Source organism: Pseudoalteromonas sp. R86517, assembly GCF_042466295.1.
Taxonomy (GTDB): Bacteria; Pseudomonadota; Gammaproteobacteria; order Enterobacterales; family Alteromonadaceae; genus Pseudoalteromonas; species Pseudoalteromonas atlantica.
Genome location: NZ_JAXHCB010000001.1, coordinates 1,617,544 through 1,633,664, shown reverse-complemented (window position 1 = coordinate 1,633,664; position 16,121 = coordinate 1,617,544). Strand labels below are relative to the sequence as shown.

Below are 16,121 nucleotides of genomic sequence, written 5' to 3'. Positions count from 1 at the left end.
AGTTTGACGCAACCATGTTTAACGTTCGTGTGTTTATATCTGCTTTTTTGCTGTTTTGTGCGCTTTTTAGTGTTCAAAGTAGTGCGCAGTGCGCAACACATAAATTAAACACTGTAACCACCTCATTGAGTGTGTTTGCTGATAGCGTTGAGTTAGCTAAAACGCTGCCTATATCAACATCAGTAAAGGGAAGTGAGCACAAAAAAACACATCAAACAGGGTTTGACGCTCATCAACCTAGGTTAACGGCTAGTAATTCTTTGTTATTTTTACATGTCGCGCAAAGTGAGCCTGAATACGACGTTGTATTTGAATTTTTTGCACACACCCTTTTTAGAGAAATATACCTAAGCCCCAACGCGTTTATTGCCCAACAGCCATGGTATACACTTGTAACACATAGCAAAAAGTCGCGACTCAGCGGCTGGAAAGACGCTAATTTACTCTATACCGCCGTAAGTACCTACCACGCTTAATTTTCTTATTTAATTTTATTAGGTTTTAACGTTTTATGTTTAAGCCTTGAGATTAATTGTGCTTTTAAAAAGTACGTTACCGGTTCTGGTAATAAGGAAACACCATGTTAAGTGTAAAAAAAGATCACAAGCCGTTTATGGCTAAATTTAAATTAAGCTATATAGCCATGCTTATTGTGCTGGTTTTATTAGCCATTAGCGCATTACCCAACTTATACCCAAATAAATCGTGGTTACATGTAAGAAATGCACCTCATAGCGAAACACAAGTTGTGTCAAGTACTAATGCATTAGTTACTTTTTTAAATAACCAAGGCTTAAAAGTTAAGCAAGGGCTCAATAATCAAACATCTATAAATATTTTGTTAAACGAGCCAACTAAAAGCGCACAAGCGCAAGCGGCTATAAAGGCACAATACCCACACACGCAAGTTAAAATTGTAGAGCATGCAACGAGCCCACTTTGGCTGCAAGAATTTGGTTTATCACCAATAAAATTGGGACTAGATTTAAACGGCGGTGTGTTATTTGTACTCGACGTAGATTTAGATAAAGCAATTGATGAGCAATTAGTCAGTGCGTATCAGCAAGCAAAATCAATTATTATTAAGCAAAAAGCGCACGGCCTTAAAGTGCTGCAAACAGGGCACGGCTTTGAAATAAATGCTCACCCAAATGGAGCAAAAAAACTTACCCCGGTAATTAATGAGCTACAAAGTCGATTTGCTAATTTAGCAGTTTCAACAACCAGTAATGGTGATATTAAAAATGCAAAATTCACCTATTCAGAGCAAGGGCGAAGCAACTTTGATAAAGAAGTAATGAGTCAAACGCTCACAACGCTTCGCTCACGCATAGAAGAATTAGGCATTACCGAAGCCGTCACTCAGCGCCAAGGTAAAAACCGTATACGCATAGAGCTACCTGGCGTGCAAGACCCAACAGAGGCAAAGCGCATTATAGGCGCAACTGCATCACTTGGGTTTTATCAGTTAAAAGAAATCGGTGGGCAAACATTTGATATGCAATCTGGCGGGACCATCAAACTTGATCCTGTGCCAATTTTTACCGGTGAGCATATTAATAATGCCACCATAGGGCGCGACGATTGGGGTAAACCCCTTGTGCAACTTAGCCTTGATGGGCAAGGCGGCGATGCCATGTCGTCGTTTTCAAAAGCGAATATTGGTAAGCCTATGGCCACGGTTTACTCTGAGTACTCTCAAAATGCTAAAGGTGAAACGGTTAAAAAAAGCGAAGTTATAAATGTGGCAAATATTGCGCAGCATTTAAGTTCACGTTTTAGTATTACCAATATGAAAAGCCAACAAGCAGCGGCCGATTTAGCACTATTATTACGCGCAGGCTCGCTAACAGCACCGGTTACTATTGTGCACGAGCAAACAATTGGCCCAAGCCTAGGTCAAGAAAATATAACTAACGGCTTGGCCGCATTGATGCTGGGAATGGGTATTACACTTGCCTTTATGGCAATGTGGTATCGCCGCTTAGGGCTTATTGCAAACGTAGCGCTGTTATTAAACTTAACGTCGCTTGTGGGGCTAATGTCGTTATTACCAGGGGTTGTGTTAACACTTCCGGGTATTGCCGGGCTGGTACTTACCATTGGTATGGCGGTAGATACCAACGTTATTATATTTGAGCGAATAAAAGAAGAGCGTAGAAAAGGTCGCTCTGCTTATCAAGCTATTCAAGAAGGTTACAAGCAGGCCGCTAACACCATATTTGATGCCAATATAACCACCATGATCACCGCGCTTATTTTATATGGAATAGGTTACGGCCCTGTTAAAGGTTTTGCCATAACATTGGCACTTGGCTTAATAACCTCGGTATTTACTGGCGTGTACGTATCAAAAGTACTAAGCCAAACGGTATATTTAAAAATGGCTAAAAAAGCAGGAGTAAATGCACATGCTTAACACTTTTTTAAAGGGCAAGGCGGGTACACGTCTGCGTTTTTCGGGCATGCTTTTGAGCGCCATACTTGTACTGCTATCGGTATTTACGCTTAGTCAAAAAGGGCTTAATTTTGGGCTCGACTTTACCGGTGGTTACCTAACAGAATTTACCACCAGCCAAGGTGTTGAGCTAAAACAACTTGAGCAATTTATTACTAAAAATCACAATGGCGAGTTTGAACTAACCGCACAAGGTAATAATCACTTTCAACTACGCGAAGCGCCCAGCGGTTCAACAGCAAATAGTAGTGATTGGCAAAGCGCCATTACACAAAATGCAGACATTAACGCCGAGGTTTTATCATCAGCATATATTGGCTCGCAAGTGGGTGATGAACTGTTTGAACAAGGTTGTTTAGCGCTATTTTCAGCCATGGTTGCAGTAATGCTTTATTTAGCTGTACGGTTTGAATGGCGTTTAGCTGTTGGCTCTGTGGTTGCGCTAGTGCATGATTTATTACTGGTACTGGGGCTATTTTCGCTATTAAATATTGAGTTTAATTTAACGGTACTTGCCAGTTTGCTGGCCATTATAGGTTATTCACTTAACGACTCTATAATAGTAGGCGATAGAGTACGCGAGCTTTTACGTGTTAAATCTAATAATGCGCTTAGCCCCGCAAGTATTATTAACAACGCCATAAAAAGTACCTTAACGCGTACGCTTATTACATCGGGCACCACGCTTGCTACAGTTGCAAGTGTTTGGCTCCTCGCTGGTGCGCCATTACAAGGCTTTGCCATCGCGCTATTTACTGGCATTGTAGTCGGTACGTTCTCATCTATTTGTATTGCGGCTACTTTACCTGAGCTTTTAGGGTTAAGTGCTAAAAATTACGAAGAAAAACAAGATGCAGAAACGCAAGCGTTGCTCGATATGCCCTAGCAATAAATGCTTTTAAAAATCTGCATTAAAACACAGGCGCTTAAAATAATGGTTTTAAGCGCCTTATAACGGTAAAATTAATCACATAGTTTACCGTATTGGTTATTAGCGCCTTTCATGAATAAATCCCACGTAATAGAACACCTTAAATTTGCACTCGAAGCACAATTAAACAGTGCAAAACAAGCTGCCAAAGCCGCGCACGACGCCGCCACTCACGAAGAAAGCGTTGCAGAAACGCAATACGACACCCTAGGACTCGAGGCCGCTTATTTAGCACAAGGCCAAGCCGAGCGTGTAAACGATTGCTACAAAAGTATTAAACAATTTGAAGCCATTTTTAAAGAGCCCACTTACAAAAAAGTGATTATAAGCTCTCTCGTTTGCCTAGAAGATGAAAACGCCTTACAAAAATGGTTTTACTTAGGCCCAGCCGCAGGCGGTTTAACGGTTGAAGTAAAAGGGCTGACTATTCAAGTTGTTACACCAGAAGCACCGCTAGGTAAACAACTTTTAGGCAAACAACTTGATGATGAAGTAAGCCTAACCATTGCAGGAAAAAACCATGAATATGATGTGGTAGAGATTTTATAAAGCATTGGTTTTATATGTAGGTCGGATAAGCGAAGCGCCATCCGACAAAACCATATCAATACAATAAACGCTTATACTTATAAATTAATTGTCGGATGGCATGGCTTCGCCATTTATCCGACCTACGTCAATGTTGTAAATATCCTAAAATTGCGCTTTATTTATCTAATGCGTAACAAATAATACAATGGATATGCAATGCAATATCGTCGTAATTATGTAAAAGGTGGGACGTACTTTTTTACAGTTAATTTGCTCGATAGGAATAAATCGTTGTTGGTTGAGCATATCGATTTATTAAGAGAGTCTATCCGTTTTGTTAAATCTCAAAGGCCATTTTATATAGATGCATGGGTTGTGCTGCCCGATCACCTTCATGCAGTTTTAACTTTACCAGATGATGATGTGGATTATTCGACTCGCTGGCGAGAAATTAAAAAGCGATTTTCAAAATCACTCCCAAAGACAGAGTTTTTAACTCAAACACGGAAGCGTAAAAATGAACGTGGAATTTGGCAGCGCCGTTTTTGGGAACATACTATTAGGGATGATAATGATTATTGGCATCATGTTAACTATGTTCATTTTAATCCGTTAAAACATGGCCTAGTTAGTCAAGTAGCTGATTGGCCTTATTCAAGTTTTCATAGAGCCGTGAAACAAGGCATTTATGCAAATAATTGGTGCGGATAAAAAATATAAATATTTCGTAGGTCGGATAAGCGAAGCGCCATCCGACAAAGCTATAGCTTCATAATACACTTTAATTTTGTACAAAAGTTTTTGTTAAATGAAATAATTTCGGCCTTTATTACGCGTCGGATGGCATGGCTTCGCCATTTATCCGACCTACCCAACTAGTTAGCCTTTTTCACAAACTTCGCTGTTACCATCATTTCGCCAATACCATCTACTTTGCAATCTAGCTCGTGATCTTTTTTATCAAGCACACGCCTAACGACCGCTTTAGTACCGATTTTAATAACTTGTGAGCTGCCTTTTATTTTTAAATCTTTGGCTACGGTTACTTTATCGCCATCAGTAAGTAAAGTGCCGTTGGCATCTTTAACTAAAATTGCGCCTTCATCGCTTGTACTATTTGGGTTCCATTCATAGGCGCATTCAGGGCATATAAGCAGTTGTTGGTCTTCGTAAACATATTCAGATTGGCACTGTGGGCAGGTAGGGTGTGACATTTATAACGCTCATAAAATAGTAATTTTGCGTATTTTAATCTGCATTAATAGGAAAATATAGTTAATCAATATTTTTTATCTTCACGCTAAAAATATCTCGTTTGTGTGGTTTTTAAAAAGAGCATATAAAGCAGATGTCGCTTAAGCAATTTAAGCGCTAACACTTACAGTAGGTATTTGTTAAAGCACCCATCGTATTAAGTGATACGCGCAATGCCCACTTAGTACGCTGGGTGTTTCTATTTATAGTGCTGAGTATTTTATTAGGCATGCTTTTTATATTTCTGACTTAACTAGGAAAAGTCGTGTTTAAAACCTTAATAGTGGTTGATAACAACGAGCAAACACTTGCTCAATCGTTCGACAATGTAATTACGTTTAATAGTTACTTACGTGATTACCCAAAACATAATGAACCTAAAACCCGCATTATTAATTTATGCGACTCAAGCCAATACTTGAGTAAAGGTTACTATTGCTCATTACTTGCAGAGGCCCGTAAACACCAAGTATTACCCAGCGTTAAAACAATAAACGCGCTTCGAAGCGGTCAAGCTCCTATGTTAAATATTGGCTCTATTGATGGCGAAATTTACTTTGGTAATGCCTTAAACGAATTACAAAGCAAAGCGGCTAAATCGGTATTTAAGCAATACCCAGCGCCTATTTTATATGTAGATGAGCAAGGCTTGTTACAGCAAGGTTCGCTTAGCACTTTAAACGATGAACAATTCAGCAATTTTGTAGCAAAACTAAATACGTTTACTCAAACCCAGTGGCGCATTGGTACTGTGCAGCGCCGTTTTAGATGGGACATGGCAATCCTTGTTGATCATAACGAAAAAGTACCACCGAGCGATAAAGACGCCATAGCCCGCTTTATAAAAGCAGCGGCTAAGCATGGTATTAATGCTCATGCATTAAGCTTTGAAGAAATAGACAACATTGCCCAGTTTGATGCGTTATTTATTCGCCAAACTACAGCAATTGACCACCCAACGTATCGCCTTGCTAGTAAAGCGCAAAGCCTTGGTTTAGTGGTTATTGACGACGCTGAGTCTATTTTACGCTGTTGTAATAAAGTGTATTTACACGATGCGTTTAATTATCAAAAAGTGCCCAGTTTAAAAACGGTGGTAGTGGCTGATCAATCAGCGCAAACGCTTGAGCAATTAGAAGAGGCGTTTACCTATCCGCTGGTTTTAAAAATGCCTGAAGGGTCGTTTTCTAAAGGGGTGTTTAAAGTTGCAAACCGCAGTGAGCTTGAAGCTAAACTAACAGAGCTGTTTGAATATAGCGCATTGGTACTTGCACAAGAATACATGTACACAGAATACGATTGGCGAGTAGGTGTATTAAATGGCCGCGCTATTTATGCGTGTCGCTACTTAATGGCGCGTAATCATTGGCAAATTTATAATCACGATGCTAAACGGTTTTTCTCTGGTGGCTTTGAAACGCTACCTACCTTTGAGTTACCAAAAGCCGTGTTAGATGCCGCTTTAAAAGCATGTAAAACTGTGGGTAAAGGCTTATATGGCGTAGATGTTAAAGAGCATCAAGGTAAAGCATATGTGCTTGAAGTAAATGACAATCCAAGTATTGATCACAAAGTAGAAGATGGCTATTTAGGCGACGAGCTATACATGATCATTATGGACGAATTTAAACAACGCCTAGAAGCGCGAGGCCGTGGGTAATAACATGCGTAACCTTGTTATTCGAAAGGCTATTAGCAGTGATTTAACTGCACTGATTGACGTTGAAAATACTTCCTTTAATAACGATAAATTGAGCCCGCGTAGTTTAAAGCGCTGGTTAAGTGCTAAGCACGGTATTTTGCTCGTTGCAGACAACGGCGAGCAAGTATGCGGCTATGGGCTGGTGTGGTGCCATAAAGGCACGCGTTTGGCGCGTTTATATTCGCTTGCTGTAAAACCCACAATGCAAGGCAAAGGCATTGCCAAAATGCTATTAGCTGAGCTTGAAAAACAAACCAGTGAGCGTGGGCGTATTTACCTTCGCTTAGAAGTGGCGGTAAATAACGAAAGTGCGATAGGGCTTTATAAAAGTTTGGGTTACAGAGTGTTTGGCCAATATAGCGATTATTATGACGATCACAGTGATGCACTGCGAATGCAAAAAAATATTCGCCAAACGCGTGAGCTAAAAGTAGCGCGATTAACGCCGTGGTACCAACAAACTACCGAGTTTACCTGTGGGCCTGCTGCGCTATTAATGGCAATGGGGGCACTTGAGCCAACAACTGAGCTTAGCCAATCGCATGAGCTGGCACTTTGGCGTGAAGGCACCACCATTTTTATGACATCGGGTCATGGTGGTTGCCATCCGTTTGGTTTAGCGTTGGCGGCTAATAAACGCGGCTTTAAAAGCGAGGTAATGGTAAATACCACAGAGCCTTTGTTTTTAGATGGCGTACGCAATGAAAACAAAAAAGTGGTGCTTTCAACAGTACACCAACAATTTGTAGAGGGTATAGCGCAGGCAAATATACCGCTTAGCTATAAAGATGTTGAGCTTGAGCATATTGAACAATGGTTAAGCCAAGGCTTTAGTGTGCTGCTACTAATTAGCACATACAGTTTTGATGGTAAAAAATCACCTCATTGGGTGTGCGTTACCCACCTTGATGAGCACTGCGTGTATGTTCATGACCCGTTTTGCGAGCCAGGAAGCGACAAACAACTCGCTATAGATTGCCAGTACGTACCTATAGCGCGCAGTGATTTTAGTAAAATGTCAGCATTTGGTAGCCAACGTTTAAGAACCGCAGTGGCCATTGCTAATAATTAATAGGTTTATAAAAGAGAGTGACTTTTTTAGATTTAATTGATGTAGCCCCTTATTCGTGGGCAGCCATTGGCACCGCCGCTTTTTGCGGTGCCATAATTGGCTTAGAACGGCAATTGCGCGGTAAACCTGTGGGTATTCGTACCTCTGCGCTCATAACGCTGGGCACGTATTTGTTTTTATCAACCGCGTTTAACTTACAAGGCGATGTGATTGATCATTCGCGTGTAGTAGGGCAAATAATTACAGGTATTGGCTTTTTAGGTGCAGGGGTCATGCTTGCAAAAGACGGCGCTGTAGTAGGGGTAACCTCTGCTGCAACCATTTGGGTGCTTGCCTCAATTGGCGTAATGATAGCCACCGACAATTTAGGCGCTGCCATTAAACTTTCGGTGCTGGTGGTTGGTATTTTATACGGTGTAGATGTACTGGAGGCAAAATTTAAAAGCCTAAGCAAAGGCGTGCACACTAAAGTAAAAAATTATCAAAAGCGTTACTACCGAAAAGACTTTAACGACTCAGAGCGCCACTGATTTAACGCCACAAATTTAGTGGCGTTATTATATGGGAGTATTAGTTAAAGCGTGACTGCTTGGTACCCTATTGCCTCGTTAATAGGCGCAGGGCGACCAATAAAATAGCCTTGTACGTTATCTACTTTCAGCTGCCTCAATGTGAGAAGCTCTTCTTTATTTTCGATGCCTTCAGCTACAATCGTACAATTAATTGCTTTTGCAAAACCACATAATGCTTTTGCGAGTAAAAACTTTCTTTGGTCGTTATTTATATTTTCAGTCAGGCTTATATCAAGTTTTATAATATCGGCTTCTAACTCCAATATGTGCTGAAAAGACGAAAACCCAGCACCTACATCGTCAATAGCTAATTTTACGCCTTTATTTCTCAATGGCTCAAGTGCCGCGCGCATAGCTTGGTAATCTAAAATAGGCGAGTGCTCTGTGACTTCTAATATAATGCGGGTACAATCAACATTTTGTAATACATTATTAATTGAGCCCGATAATATATGTGCAGGGGATGTATTTATAGTCACGTAGGCATGTGGGGCAAGTTCATCCATACAGTGTAGGGTGTTTTGTATAGCAAGAATTTCTAGGGCTTCACCTAGCCCTAAGTTGTCGGCGTCTTTAAACCATACATCGGGGGTTTTGTAAGGTTGAGTAAAAAAGCGTGAAAGCGATTCATAACCCGATAGCCGATTCGTCGCTAGGTTAAAAATGGGTTGAAAATAAATAGTGATGGCATTTGTTTTTATAATATTTTCAATCAGTATTTTTGTTTCATTACTTATGATCTCTGATTGTGATCTTTGTTCAATGAGCTCGGTAGCAAGCTCTGAAATTAGTTTTAAAAAAGCCAGATCTCTATCATTTAAGTTGTCATCAAATGTGGTTTTATAACAGCAAAAGGTACCATACGTTTTGCCTGATGCTAAAACAATCGGTACACCTATGTAAGCGCCTATATTTAACTTTTTGGTGACCGGCATAGCCTTAGTAATAGGGTGTTTATGTGTGTTAGGAATTATTGGTTCAAGGTCGTTGTCTGAAATTTTTTTACAGTAAGTCTCACAAATAGGATCTGAATTACCTACTGATACGCAGTGGTTATCGGTATGATTATCGACCACCTTAAAAACCCGATCTGTTTGTGTAAATTCTGATATAAACGCCACATCCATTTTAAGATGTTTGCGAACAAGCGAAAGTAACCTTAATAACTTTTCGTCCACAGAGCCATTATTTTGTTGTTCAAAAAGGTGCTGTTTTATTTCATCGCTCATACAATAACCTAGCTAGGATTTTAGCTAATAGTGTAATTTATATAAGGAAAAAAGCCACTTAATTGCAGCTTTGTATTAGCCAAATAGTTTTCTTCGTACTACTTTTCTGTACTCGCTTGGCGTTTGGCTAAGCACTTTTTTAAACACGCGGGTTAAATGACCTTGGTCGTTATAGCCGACCTCAAGTGCTACTTCTTGAATCGTTAAATTAGATGAAGCTAATAGCTCTTTAGCGCCTTCTACCCGTAATTGTTGCCAATATTCTATAGGGCTTTGATTAGTTGCAAGCTTAAAGCGGCGGGTAAATGTACGATAACTCAAACTAAATTGGGCGGCTACTTCTTGTAAGTTTAACTCGCTGGCTAAATTAGTTTTAAGCCAAAACTGAATTTGCGCTATGAGTTCATCTGGATGGCGGTCAACTGCGCCTTCAAGGTAGCGCTGATCTTCGTATGGTTTACGTACTTCGTGCGAAAAGTTACGCTCTACATGTTGCGCAGCGGCTTTGCCATAGTATTGGCTAATGATATGTACGATCACATCGGCAAGGGCATTTAAACTTGCCACCGTATACATGCGCTCAGACTGGGTGATAAAAAAGTCGGGCTTTAGGCGCACTAACGGGTAGTCGTGGCTAAATTGTTTAGCGTAATGCCAATGGGTTGTTGCAGGGTGCCCATCAAGTAAGCCCGCTTCTGCAACTAGGCAATTACCCGTGCCTACACCAATTATATGACTGCCGGTTTCAAAGCTTTCTTGTAGCCATTCCACCACTTCTTTATTAGTACGTACGACCGGACGAGGGTTTCGCCATATACCGGGCACAATAATTAGGTCGTTGTAGGGCGCGTTGTGTGTGGTGCAGTCGGGGACTATGGCAAGCCCAGTACGGTTTTGTATTGGCTCATTATTTTTAGCAATTAAATTTATACTAAGTGGTCTAAAATCCGTGTGGCTTAAATGGCCTTTTGCATAAGCCTCACCCGCTCTTAGCATTTCAATAGGCAGTGTTAAACTGGTAATAAGTAAATGCGGGTACACTGCTATGGCAATATTTAACGCTGGGTTTACTGATTTTTTATGCATGTGAATGCTCCGACCAGTACTTTTTGGCCTTTAATGCTGAATATTTGGCTATTAAAGCACAAAGTGCTGTGGTTAATCCAATTAAACTGTTTGCTTCTCCCATAACACGTTTTAAAGGTTAATTATGACAGCATTACCCGTAATAGTAGGCATGGGTGGTATTAACGCCGCTGGCCGTACTTCTTTTCATCAAGGTTACCGCCGTATCGTGTTAGACGCATTAAACGCACAAGCTCGTAGTGAAACATTTTTAGGCCTCGCCACATTAATGAACTTAGTACGCGTTGTTGATGGTCAATTACAAGACACAAACGGTAATAATGTTGAGCAAAGCGACATAGAAGCACGCTTTGGTGAGCAAATTATTGCTGGCACACTTATTCGTAAAATTGAAAAAGAACATTTTGACGCAGATGCCACGCCTTGGCAGCAAAAGATGACGTTAAAGTCCTCTGATGAAAACGCAATTGTGTTTGAAACGCGCGCACGCGATTTACCAACCCCAGTGCCTGCCAGTTGGAAAGTTCAAGAGCTTGAAGGCAAAAAAGTAAAAGTGACTATAGCGGCAGAGCTAGATGTAAAATTAGATTCTACCCGTGATAACCCAATTAAATCGGCAGGCCAGTTTCCTACCGGGTTTGATCCATCAATAATGTATAACAGCCGTTACCAGCCACGTGGTTTGCAAGCCACTATATTTGCAGCAAACGATGCTATTAAGTCAACTGGTCTTGATTGGCAACGCATAATGAATAGCGTAGAGCCAGATAAAATTGGTACTTATTCAGCCTCGGTTATTGGCCAAATGGACGACAAAGGATTAGGCGGTTTAGTTAAAGCACGCCAGCAGGGCGATCGTGTTAGTACAAAACAATTAGCACTTGGCTTAAACACGATGTCGACTGATTTTATAAACGCCTACGTTACAGGTAATGTAGGTACTACGTTTTCTACCTCGGGTGCATGTGCCACATTTTTATATAACTTACGCGCTGCAGTAAACGATATTCAAGCAGGGCGCACACGTGTTGCGGTGGTAGCAAGTGTTGAATGCGCTATTACGCCTGAAGTAGTAGAAGGCTTTGGTAATATGAGCGCCCTTGCTAATGTTGAAGGTCTGCGCCGTTTAGATAATTTAAGCAGTGAACAAGAGCCAAATTACCGTAAAAGTAGCCGTCCATTTGGCGAAAACTGTGGTTTTACATTAGGTGAAGGCGCACAAGTGGCCATTTTAATGGACGATGCGTTAGCACTTGAACTAGGTGCAGACATTATGGGCTCAGTACCGGATGTATTTGTAAATGCCGATGGTATAAAAAAATCAATCACCTCACCGGGCCCTGGTAACTACATTACAATGGCCAAATCTGCAGCGCTTGCAACAAGTTTATTAGGTAAAGAGGCGTTACAAAAGCGCAGCTTTATTTTAGCGCATGGTTCTAGCACGCCGCAAAATAGAGTAACAGAGTCACTTATTTACCATAAAGTGGCACAAACGTTTGCCATTGATAGCTGGAAAGTGACGGCGCCAAAAGCTTATGTAGGGCATACAATTGCCCCCGCCAGTGGCGATCAGCTCGCTATTGCGCTGGGTGTATTTAGCCATAATATTATGCCGGGTATTACTACCATAGATAAAGTTGCCGACGATGTTTATGCTGATCACTTAGATATACGTAACAGTCATTACGATTGTGGCGAGATGGACATAGCCTTTATAAACTCAAAAGGTTTTGGCGGTAATAACGCCACTGCTACTGTACTTAGCGCTAAAGTAACACTACAAATGCTTGCTAAGCGTCATGGTGAAAAAGCGATGAGTGATTACGCTGATAAAAACACATCCGTTGTTGCTGCGCAAAACACCTATAAAGCGCAAGCTGACCTTGGTAAGTACGAATTAGTATATCGTTTTGGTGATGGCGCCATTGACGATAACGACATTGTAATTGGCGAGGACGGCATAGAGCTTCCTGGTTTTGATAAAGCAATTTCGTTTAATGCAACCAACTCCTATCAAGATATGTTTTAAGCACACATACTTGAATCCAAAGGCGCTGTTTAAGGCGCCTTTTTTTATGCCTATGATTTTTTATTATAAAAGCCATAATAATACCAATCCGTAATACTGAATCATTTTGCGCGGCTAAACATGTCACTACCTGCGTTAAAATTCTCAATTAGAATAATTAAATAGCGAATTTTTTACCTAGCTACAAACACGTTTTCCAACCTTAAAATAGATCACTTAATGAAGCGGATTGGTATAAAGTTGATTAAAAAATGACGTGTTTTTTATGGATTAACTTGCATTTATGGAGTACCTTTGTTTTTATAATAGAAACATAATCTAGGATGGATATATCGATGAAAAAACTTTTACTAGCACTTTCTCTCGCTTCAACCTTTACTCACTTATCAGTATCAGCAGATGATTTTGTAGCTGCTGAAATTATTAATAAAAACTACGACCAGCTTACTAATACCTCGCCGCGTGCATCGAGGTTAGAAGGGATTAATTTAAGTAGCTACGTGGTTGATGAAAACGGCCAGGTGAGTGATATCGAAATTGTGGCTTCGCTTGGTCAAAAAAAATATCAACGAGAAGTTCTCGATTATGTTTCTAAGCTTAATTATAAAAGTGCACAGATAAATGGCAGTGCCGTGCCTACGGCGAAAACTATTACGGTAAGCTCGCAAAATGTACATGCTAGTTTTTCTAACGATCAGGCATCCCCGGCGTTTTTTGACGATTATGAGAAAGCCAGCCAGCTTATTGATGATAAAAAGTACGATGAAGCTAAAACGTATATTACTGAGCTTGAAAACGAACACACTAAAAACACAGTCGAAATAGTTTTACTGGCTTGGCTTAAAAGCCAACATAGCTACTTTGTGCAAGATTGGAAAAGCTTTGATAAGTCTATTTATGAAGCCTTTTTGTTTAGAGATAACTTACCGGATCAAATAAAAAAACGCGTTATTAAAAATGCCTTACAATGGTTTATTTCAAAACAAGACTACGTACGTGCTTACGATGCAATTGATGCATTAGGCGATATTGAATCAATAACGTTTAGCGAGGAAAATAGAGCGCAATTACTTGCACAAGTGAATGACATTTATAAAAATTCTGGCGCTATAAATCAGCAAATAACGCTTGAGTCTGAAAAAGCGGTTTTACCTTTACTTTCTAAAGGTACGGTTGAACTTAGTGCGAGTAAACCGTTATCTAAAGTACAACTTCGCTGTGAAAACAAAGTCGTTGATTATAATACCAACGAGATTGATAAAATATTAATTTCAAAAAATGATATTCGTTGTGGGCTATTAATTAAAAGTGCACAGGCGCAAACGGTTACTTTAAAACAAACTGGTGAAAGCTTTTTATAAAAAGTATTTTATTGGTAATAAACACTTAAATAAAAACCCCACATTATTATGTGGGGTTTTTGTTATATATATTTAGCAATTAGGGTGTGCTTATTATTGCGCTTCCAGCCTAAATAGCATTTTGCAAGTAAAGTGGTTAAGCCTATAACCACAGCTATAAATAACAAAGTTGCGCCATAACTCATACCGTAACCCGGTGGAAGGCCTACTAATGTGTCGCCGTAAGTCATATCGCTAAAACTAAGCCCTAAAACAGGGATAAGCAACCAAGCGACAGCGTGCAATAAATACAAATGTGCAAGGTATGAGAACATACTGGTTTTACCAAGCACTTGTAAAAAGTTGCGAGAAAAGTCGGCTTTAACATGGCTTAAAAGTTTAAGCGCAATTAGCCCAAGGCCCACGGTTAGCAACATAAATTGTAATGAGAGTGGGTATTTAGTCGGGTTTAAAAACGACATAACAGTATTAATAGTATTGGTATGAATAGTAAATACTGAAGTGTCGCCGTATAAATTAAAACCGCGCAGCACAGTATATAAAGCAAGGCAGCTTGCACCTAATATAGCTGCATAATTCATCACCTGAGCTTTGTACTGGTGTTTTTTATAATATACCCCCGCGCAGTAAGCTAAAGCCATTAAACCTACAATGGGCGCAACTGGGTAAGTTGTTCTCATTTTTATGCCCAAAGGTAGTTCAAGTACATTTTTTTGATGTGCAATAGACCAAAGAGTATGTGCAAACGTATTTGGCTCAAAGCTTACGCCATCAAATAGGTTATGGCCAAACACCAACAATAAAGCACTTATTAGCACTGCATAAATGCCTAATAAACGTAATAAGCCTAATATGACAAATCCCCAGCCTATTGCCCAAATGACCTGTGCGTACAACATTGGAAAAGCGGGGTTAAAGCTCCATGACCACGAAACAATGGTAAATTCAAAAATGATGAGCACCAAACCACGGATAATTAAATTGTAAGAAAATGCTTTAGTTGAAGCGTATTTATGCTCGGTAACAGCTGCTGAAAGGCCTGCTAAAAAAACAAATAAAGGGGCACAAAAGTGCGAAATAAAGCGGGTGAAAAAAGTAACAGGGCTGGTACCCGGAACCGCCATAGGATCGGTTACTGAGTAATTAAGACAATAATACATACCATGGTCAATCACCATAAATATAATGATAATGCCACGCAATAAATCAATATGATGTAACCGAGGGGCTGTAGAGTGAGACGACATCATTAAGCTCAAATACGTTGTATAAATTTGCCGATATTATATGTTATATAGTATCGTCATGCGAGCTTGAGCGCTTTTAAGCGCCTTGATTTATTACATTAATTTAGGTTGCAGTAGTTACTCACAATTTATCTTCTTTTTAGTAATTTCATAATGGTACACCTTAGCATTACTTAAACTTTTTAATGTACCTCAGTGTTATAAAATTAATGATAGCTAATAAAATAGCAATTTCGTAACGGCTGTAGGCAACCGCTATACCAATTAAACCCATATTCCATATGCTTGCTGCTGTTGCGGTACCCGATGTAGATTTATTATTTTTTAAAATTGCACCACCGCCAATAAAGCCTATGCCGGTAATAATCCCTTGTAGCATTTTAGATTGCGCTTCTGCACCTTCTAGCACTGACATAGCAATTACCGCATAGCCGCATGAGGCAACTGCCACAAGTGGAAAAGTCCTTAACCCTGCGCCATGGTGGCTTCGCTCCCTGTCGTAAGCCATAGGCAGTGCGAGTATGTAGGCAATGCCAAGGTGTACTAAATTATCGATGATTTCGTTCCACTGTAAATCAATTTCCATAATGGTCTCTATTGGTTAAGGGTGTAAACTAATAGCAACCTATAGGCCAGCTTATTTTAT

Annotated in this window: 15 protein-coding genes; 10 read left to right on the top strand and 5 right to left on the bottom strand. The window is 40.1% G+C overall.

Annotation, left to right across the window (positions count from 1 at the left end):
* The first annotated feature begins 14 nt into the window (after positions 1-14).
* From SJY38_RS07345 to SJY38_RS07325, 5 genes are all read left to right on the top strand, one after another.
* Positions 15-476 (top strand): hypothetical protein, encoded by a 462-nt coding sequence (locus SJY38_RS07345; RefSeq protein WP_121637401.1) that lies wholly within the window; start codon positions 15-17, stop codon positions 474-476.
* Positions 477-580: 104 nt separating this feature from the next.
* Positions 581-2,419, top strand: coding sequence for a protein translocase subunit SecD (gene secD / locus SJY38_RS07340; RefSeq protein ID WP_377109503.1), 1,839 nt, complete (start codon positions 581-583; stop codon positions 2,417-2,419).
* Complete coding sequence (gene secF, locus SJY38_RS07335; RefSeq protein WP_377109502.1) at positions 2,412-3,344, top strand: protein translocase subunit SecF; 933 nt, start codon at positions 2,412-2,414, stop codon at positions 3,342-3,344. The genes secD and secF overlap by 8 nt, the downstream gene beginning before the upstream one ends.
* 117 nt (positions 3,345-3,461) lie before the next feature.
* Complete coding sequence (locus tag SJY38_RS07330) at positions 3,462-3,938, top strand: GreA/GreB family elongation factor (protein WP_138578176.1); 477 nt, start codon at positions 3,462-3,464, stop codon at positions 3,936-3,938.
* 198 nt (positions 3,939-4,136) lie between these two features.
* The gene (locus tag SJY38_RS07325) at positions 4,137-4,631 is read left to right on the top strand and encodes a transposase (protein WP_377109501.1); all 495 of its coding nucleotides are present in this window, start codon (positions 4,137-4,139) and stop codon (positions 4,629-4,631) included.
* A gap of 164 nt (positions 4,632-4,795) precedes the next feature.
* Here SJY38_RS07325 and SJY38_RS07320 read toward each other — a convergent pair whose 3' ends face one another.
* Positions 4,796-5,134 carry a zinc ribbon domain-containing protein YjdM gene (locus tag SJY38_RS07320; RefSeq protein ID WP_138578172.1) on the bottom strand — a complete coding sequence of 113 codons (339 nt, stop codon included), beginning with the start codon at positions 5,132-5,134 and terminating at the stop codon, positions 4,796-4,798.
* A gap of 305 nt (positions 5,135-5,439) precedes the next feature.
* Here SJY38_RS07320 and SJY38_RS07315 point away from each other — a divergent pair, with 305 nt between their 5' ends.
* The 3 genes from SJY38_RS07315 to SJY38_RS07305 are packed head-to-tail and all read left to right on the top strand — an operon-like array spanning position 5,440 to position 8,478.
* Positions 5,440-6,834, top strand: a complete 1,395-nt coding sequence (locus tag SJY38_RS07315; protein ID WP_377109500.1) for a RimK family protein — start codon at positions 5,440-5,442, stop codon at positions 6,832-6,834.
* 4 nt (positions 6,835-6,838) lie between these two features.
* Positions 6,839-7,948, top strand: coding sequence for a peptidase C39 family protein (locus SJY38_RS07310; RefSeq protein WP_377109499.1), 1,110 nt, complete (start codon positions 6,839-6,841; stop codon positions 7,946-7,948).
* Positions 7,949-7,965: 17 nt separating this feature from the next.
* Positions 7,966-8,478 (top strand): MgtC/SapB family protein, encoded by a 513-nt coding sequence (locus SJY38_RS07305; RefSeq protein ID WP_121637407.1) that lies wholly within the window; start codon positions 7,966-7,968, stop codon positions 8,476-8,478.
* Between the two features lie 44 nt (positions 8,479-8,522).
* On the opposite strand, the gene SJY38_RS07300 is transcribed toward SJY38_RS07305, so the two are convergent.
* Together SJY38_RS07300 and SJY38_RS07295 are read right to left on the bottom strand one after the other, a co-directional pair.
* Positions 8,523-9,749, bottom strand: a complete 1,227-nt coding sequence (locus SJY38_RS07300; protein ID WP_377109498.1) for an EAL domain-containing protein — start codon at positions 9,747-9,749, stop codon at positions 8,523-8,525.
* A 75-nt stretch (positions 9,750-9,824) separates the two neighbouring features.
* Complete coding sequence (locus SJY38_RS07295) at positions 9,825-10,835, bottom strand: GlxA family transcriptional regulator (RefSeq protein WP_054982430.1); 1,011 nt, start codon at positions 10,833-10,835, stop codon at positions 9,825-9,827.
* Between the two features lie 124 nt (positions 10,836-10,959).
* Here SJY38_RS07295 and SJY38_RS07290 point away from each other — a divergent pair, with 124 nt between their 5' ends.
* Both SJY38_RS07290 and SJY38_RS07285 read left to right on the top strand, forming a co-directional pair.
* On the top strand, positions 10,960-12,867 hold the full coding sequence (locus tag SJY38_RS07290; protein WP_377109497.1) for a beta-ketoacyl synthase: 1,908 nt from the start codon (positions 10,960-10,962) through the stop codon (positions 12,865-12,867).
* 335 nt (positions 12,868-13,202) lie between these two features.
* Entirely contained in the window at positions 13,203-14,228 is a 1,026-nt protein-coding gene (locus SJY38_RS07285) for an energy transducer TonB (protein ID WP_064385484.1), read from the top strand.
* A 62-nt stretch (positions 14,229-14,290) separates the two neighbouring features.
* On the opposite strand, the gene SJY38_RS07280 is transcribed toward SJY38_RS07285, so the two are convergent.
* A complete protein-coding gene (locus SJY38_RS07280; RefSeq protein WP_377110200.1) occupies positions 14,291-15,475 on the bottom strand; it encodes a DUF1624 domain-containing protein in 1,185 nt (394 codons plus the stop codon).
* Positions 15,476-15,644: 169 nt separating this feature from the next.
* Complete coding sequence (locus tag SJY38_RS07275; protein ID WP_004587826.1) at positions 15,645-16,061, bottom strand: MgtC/SapB family protein; 417 nt, start codon at positions 16,059-16,061, stop codon at positions 15,645-15,647.
* Positions 16,062-16,121: the final 60 nt, after the last annotated feature.

Coding starts and splice junctions, on each gene's coding strand:
- SJY38_RS07345 (WP_121637401.1), top strand. CDS start 15: ATGTTTAACGTTCGTGTGTTTATATCTGCTTTTTTGCTGTTTTGTGCG.
- secD (WP_377109503.1), top strand. CDS start 581: ATGTTAAGTGTAAAAAAAGATCACAAGCCGTTTATGGCTAAATTTAAA.
- secF (WP_377109502.1), top strand. CDS start 2,412: ATGCTTAACACTTTTTTAAAGGGCAAGGCGGGTACACGTCTGCGTTTT.
- SJY38_RS07330 (WP_138578176.1), top strand. CDS start 3,462: ATGAATAAATCCCACGTAATAGAACACCTTAAATTTGCACTCGAAGCA.
- SJY38_RS07325 (WP_377109501.1), top strand. CDS start 4,137: ATGCAATATCGTCGTAATTATGTAAAAGGTGGGACGTACTTTTTTACA.
- SJY38_RS07320 (WP_138578172.1), bottom strand. CDS start 5,134: ATGTCACACCCTACCTGCCCACAGTGCCAATCTGAATATGTTTACGAA.
- SJY38_RS07310 (WP_377109499.1), top strand. CDS start 6,839: ATGCGTAACCTTGTTATTCGAAAGGCTATTAGCAGTGATTTAACTGCA.
- SJY38_RS07300 (WP_377109498.1), bottom strand. CDS start 9,749: ATGAGCGATGAAATAAAACAGCACCTTTTTGAACAACAAAATAATGGC.
- SJY38_RS07295 (WP_054982430.1), bottom strand. CDS start 10,835: ATGCATAAAAAATCAGTAAACCCAGCGTTAAATATTGCCATAGCAGTG.
- SJY38_RS07290 (WP_377109497.1), top strand. CDS start 10,960: ATGACAGCATTACCCGTAATAGTAGGCATGGGTGGTATTAACGCCGCT.
- SJY38_RS07285 (WP_064385484.1), top strand. CDS start 13,203: ATGAAAAAACTTTTACTAGCACTTTCTCTCGCTTCAACCTTTACTCAC.
- SJY38_RS07280 (WP_377110200.1), bottom strand. CDS start 15,475: ATGTCGTCTCACTCTACAGCCCCTCGGTTACATCATATTGATTTATTG.
- SJY38_RS07275 (WP_004587826.1), bottom strand. CDS start 16,061: ATGGAAATTGATTTACAGTGGAACGAAATCATCGATAATTTAGTACAC.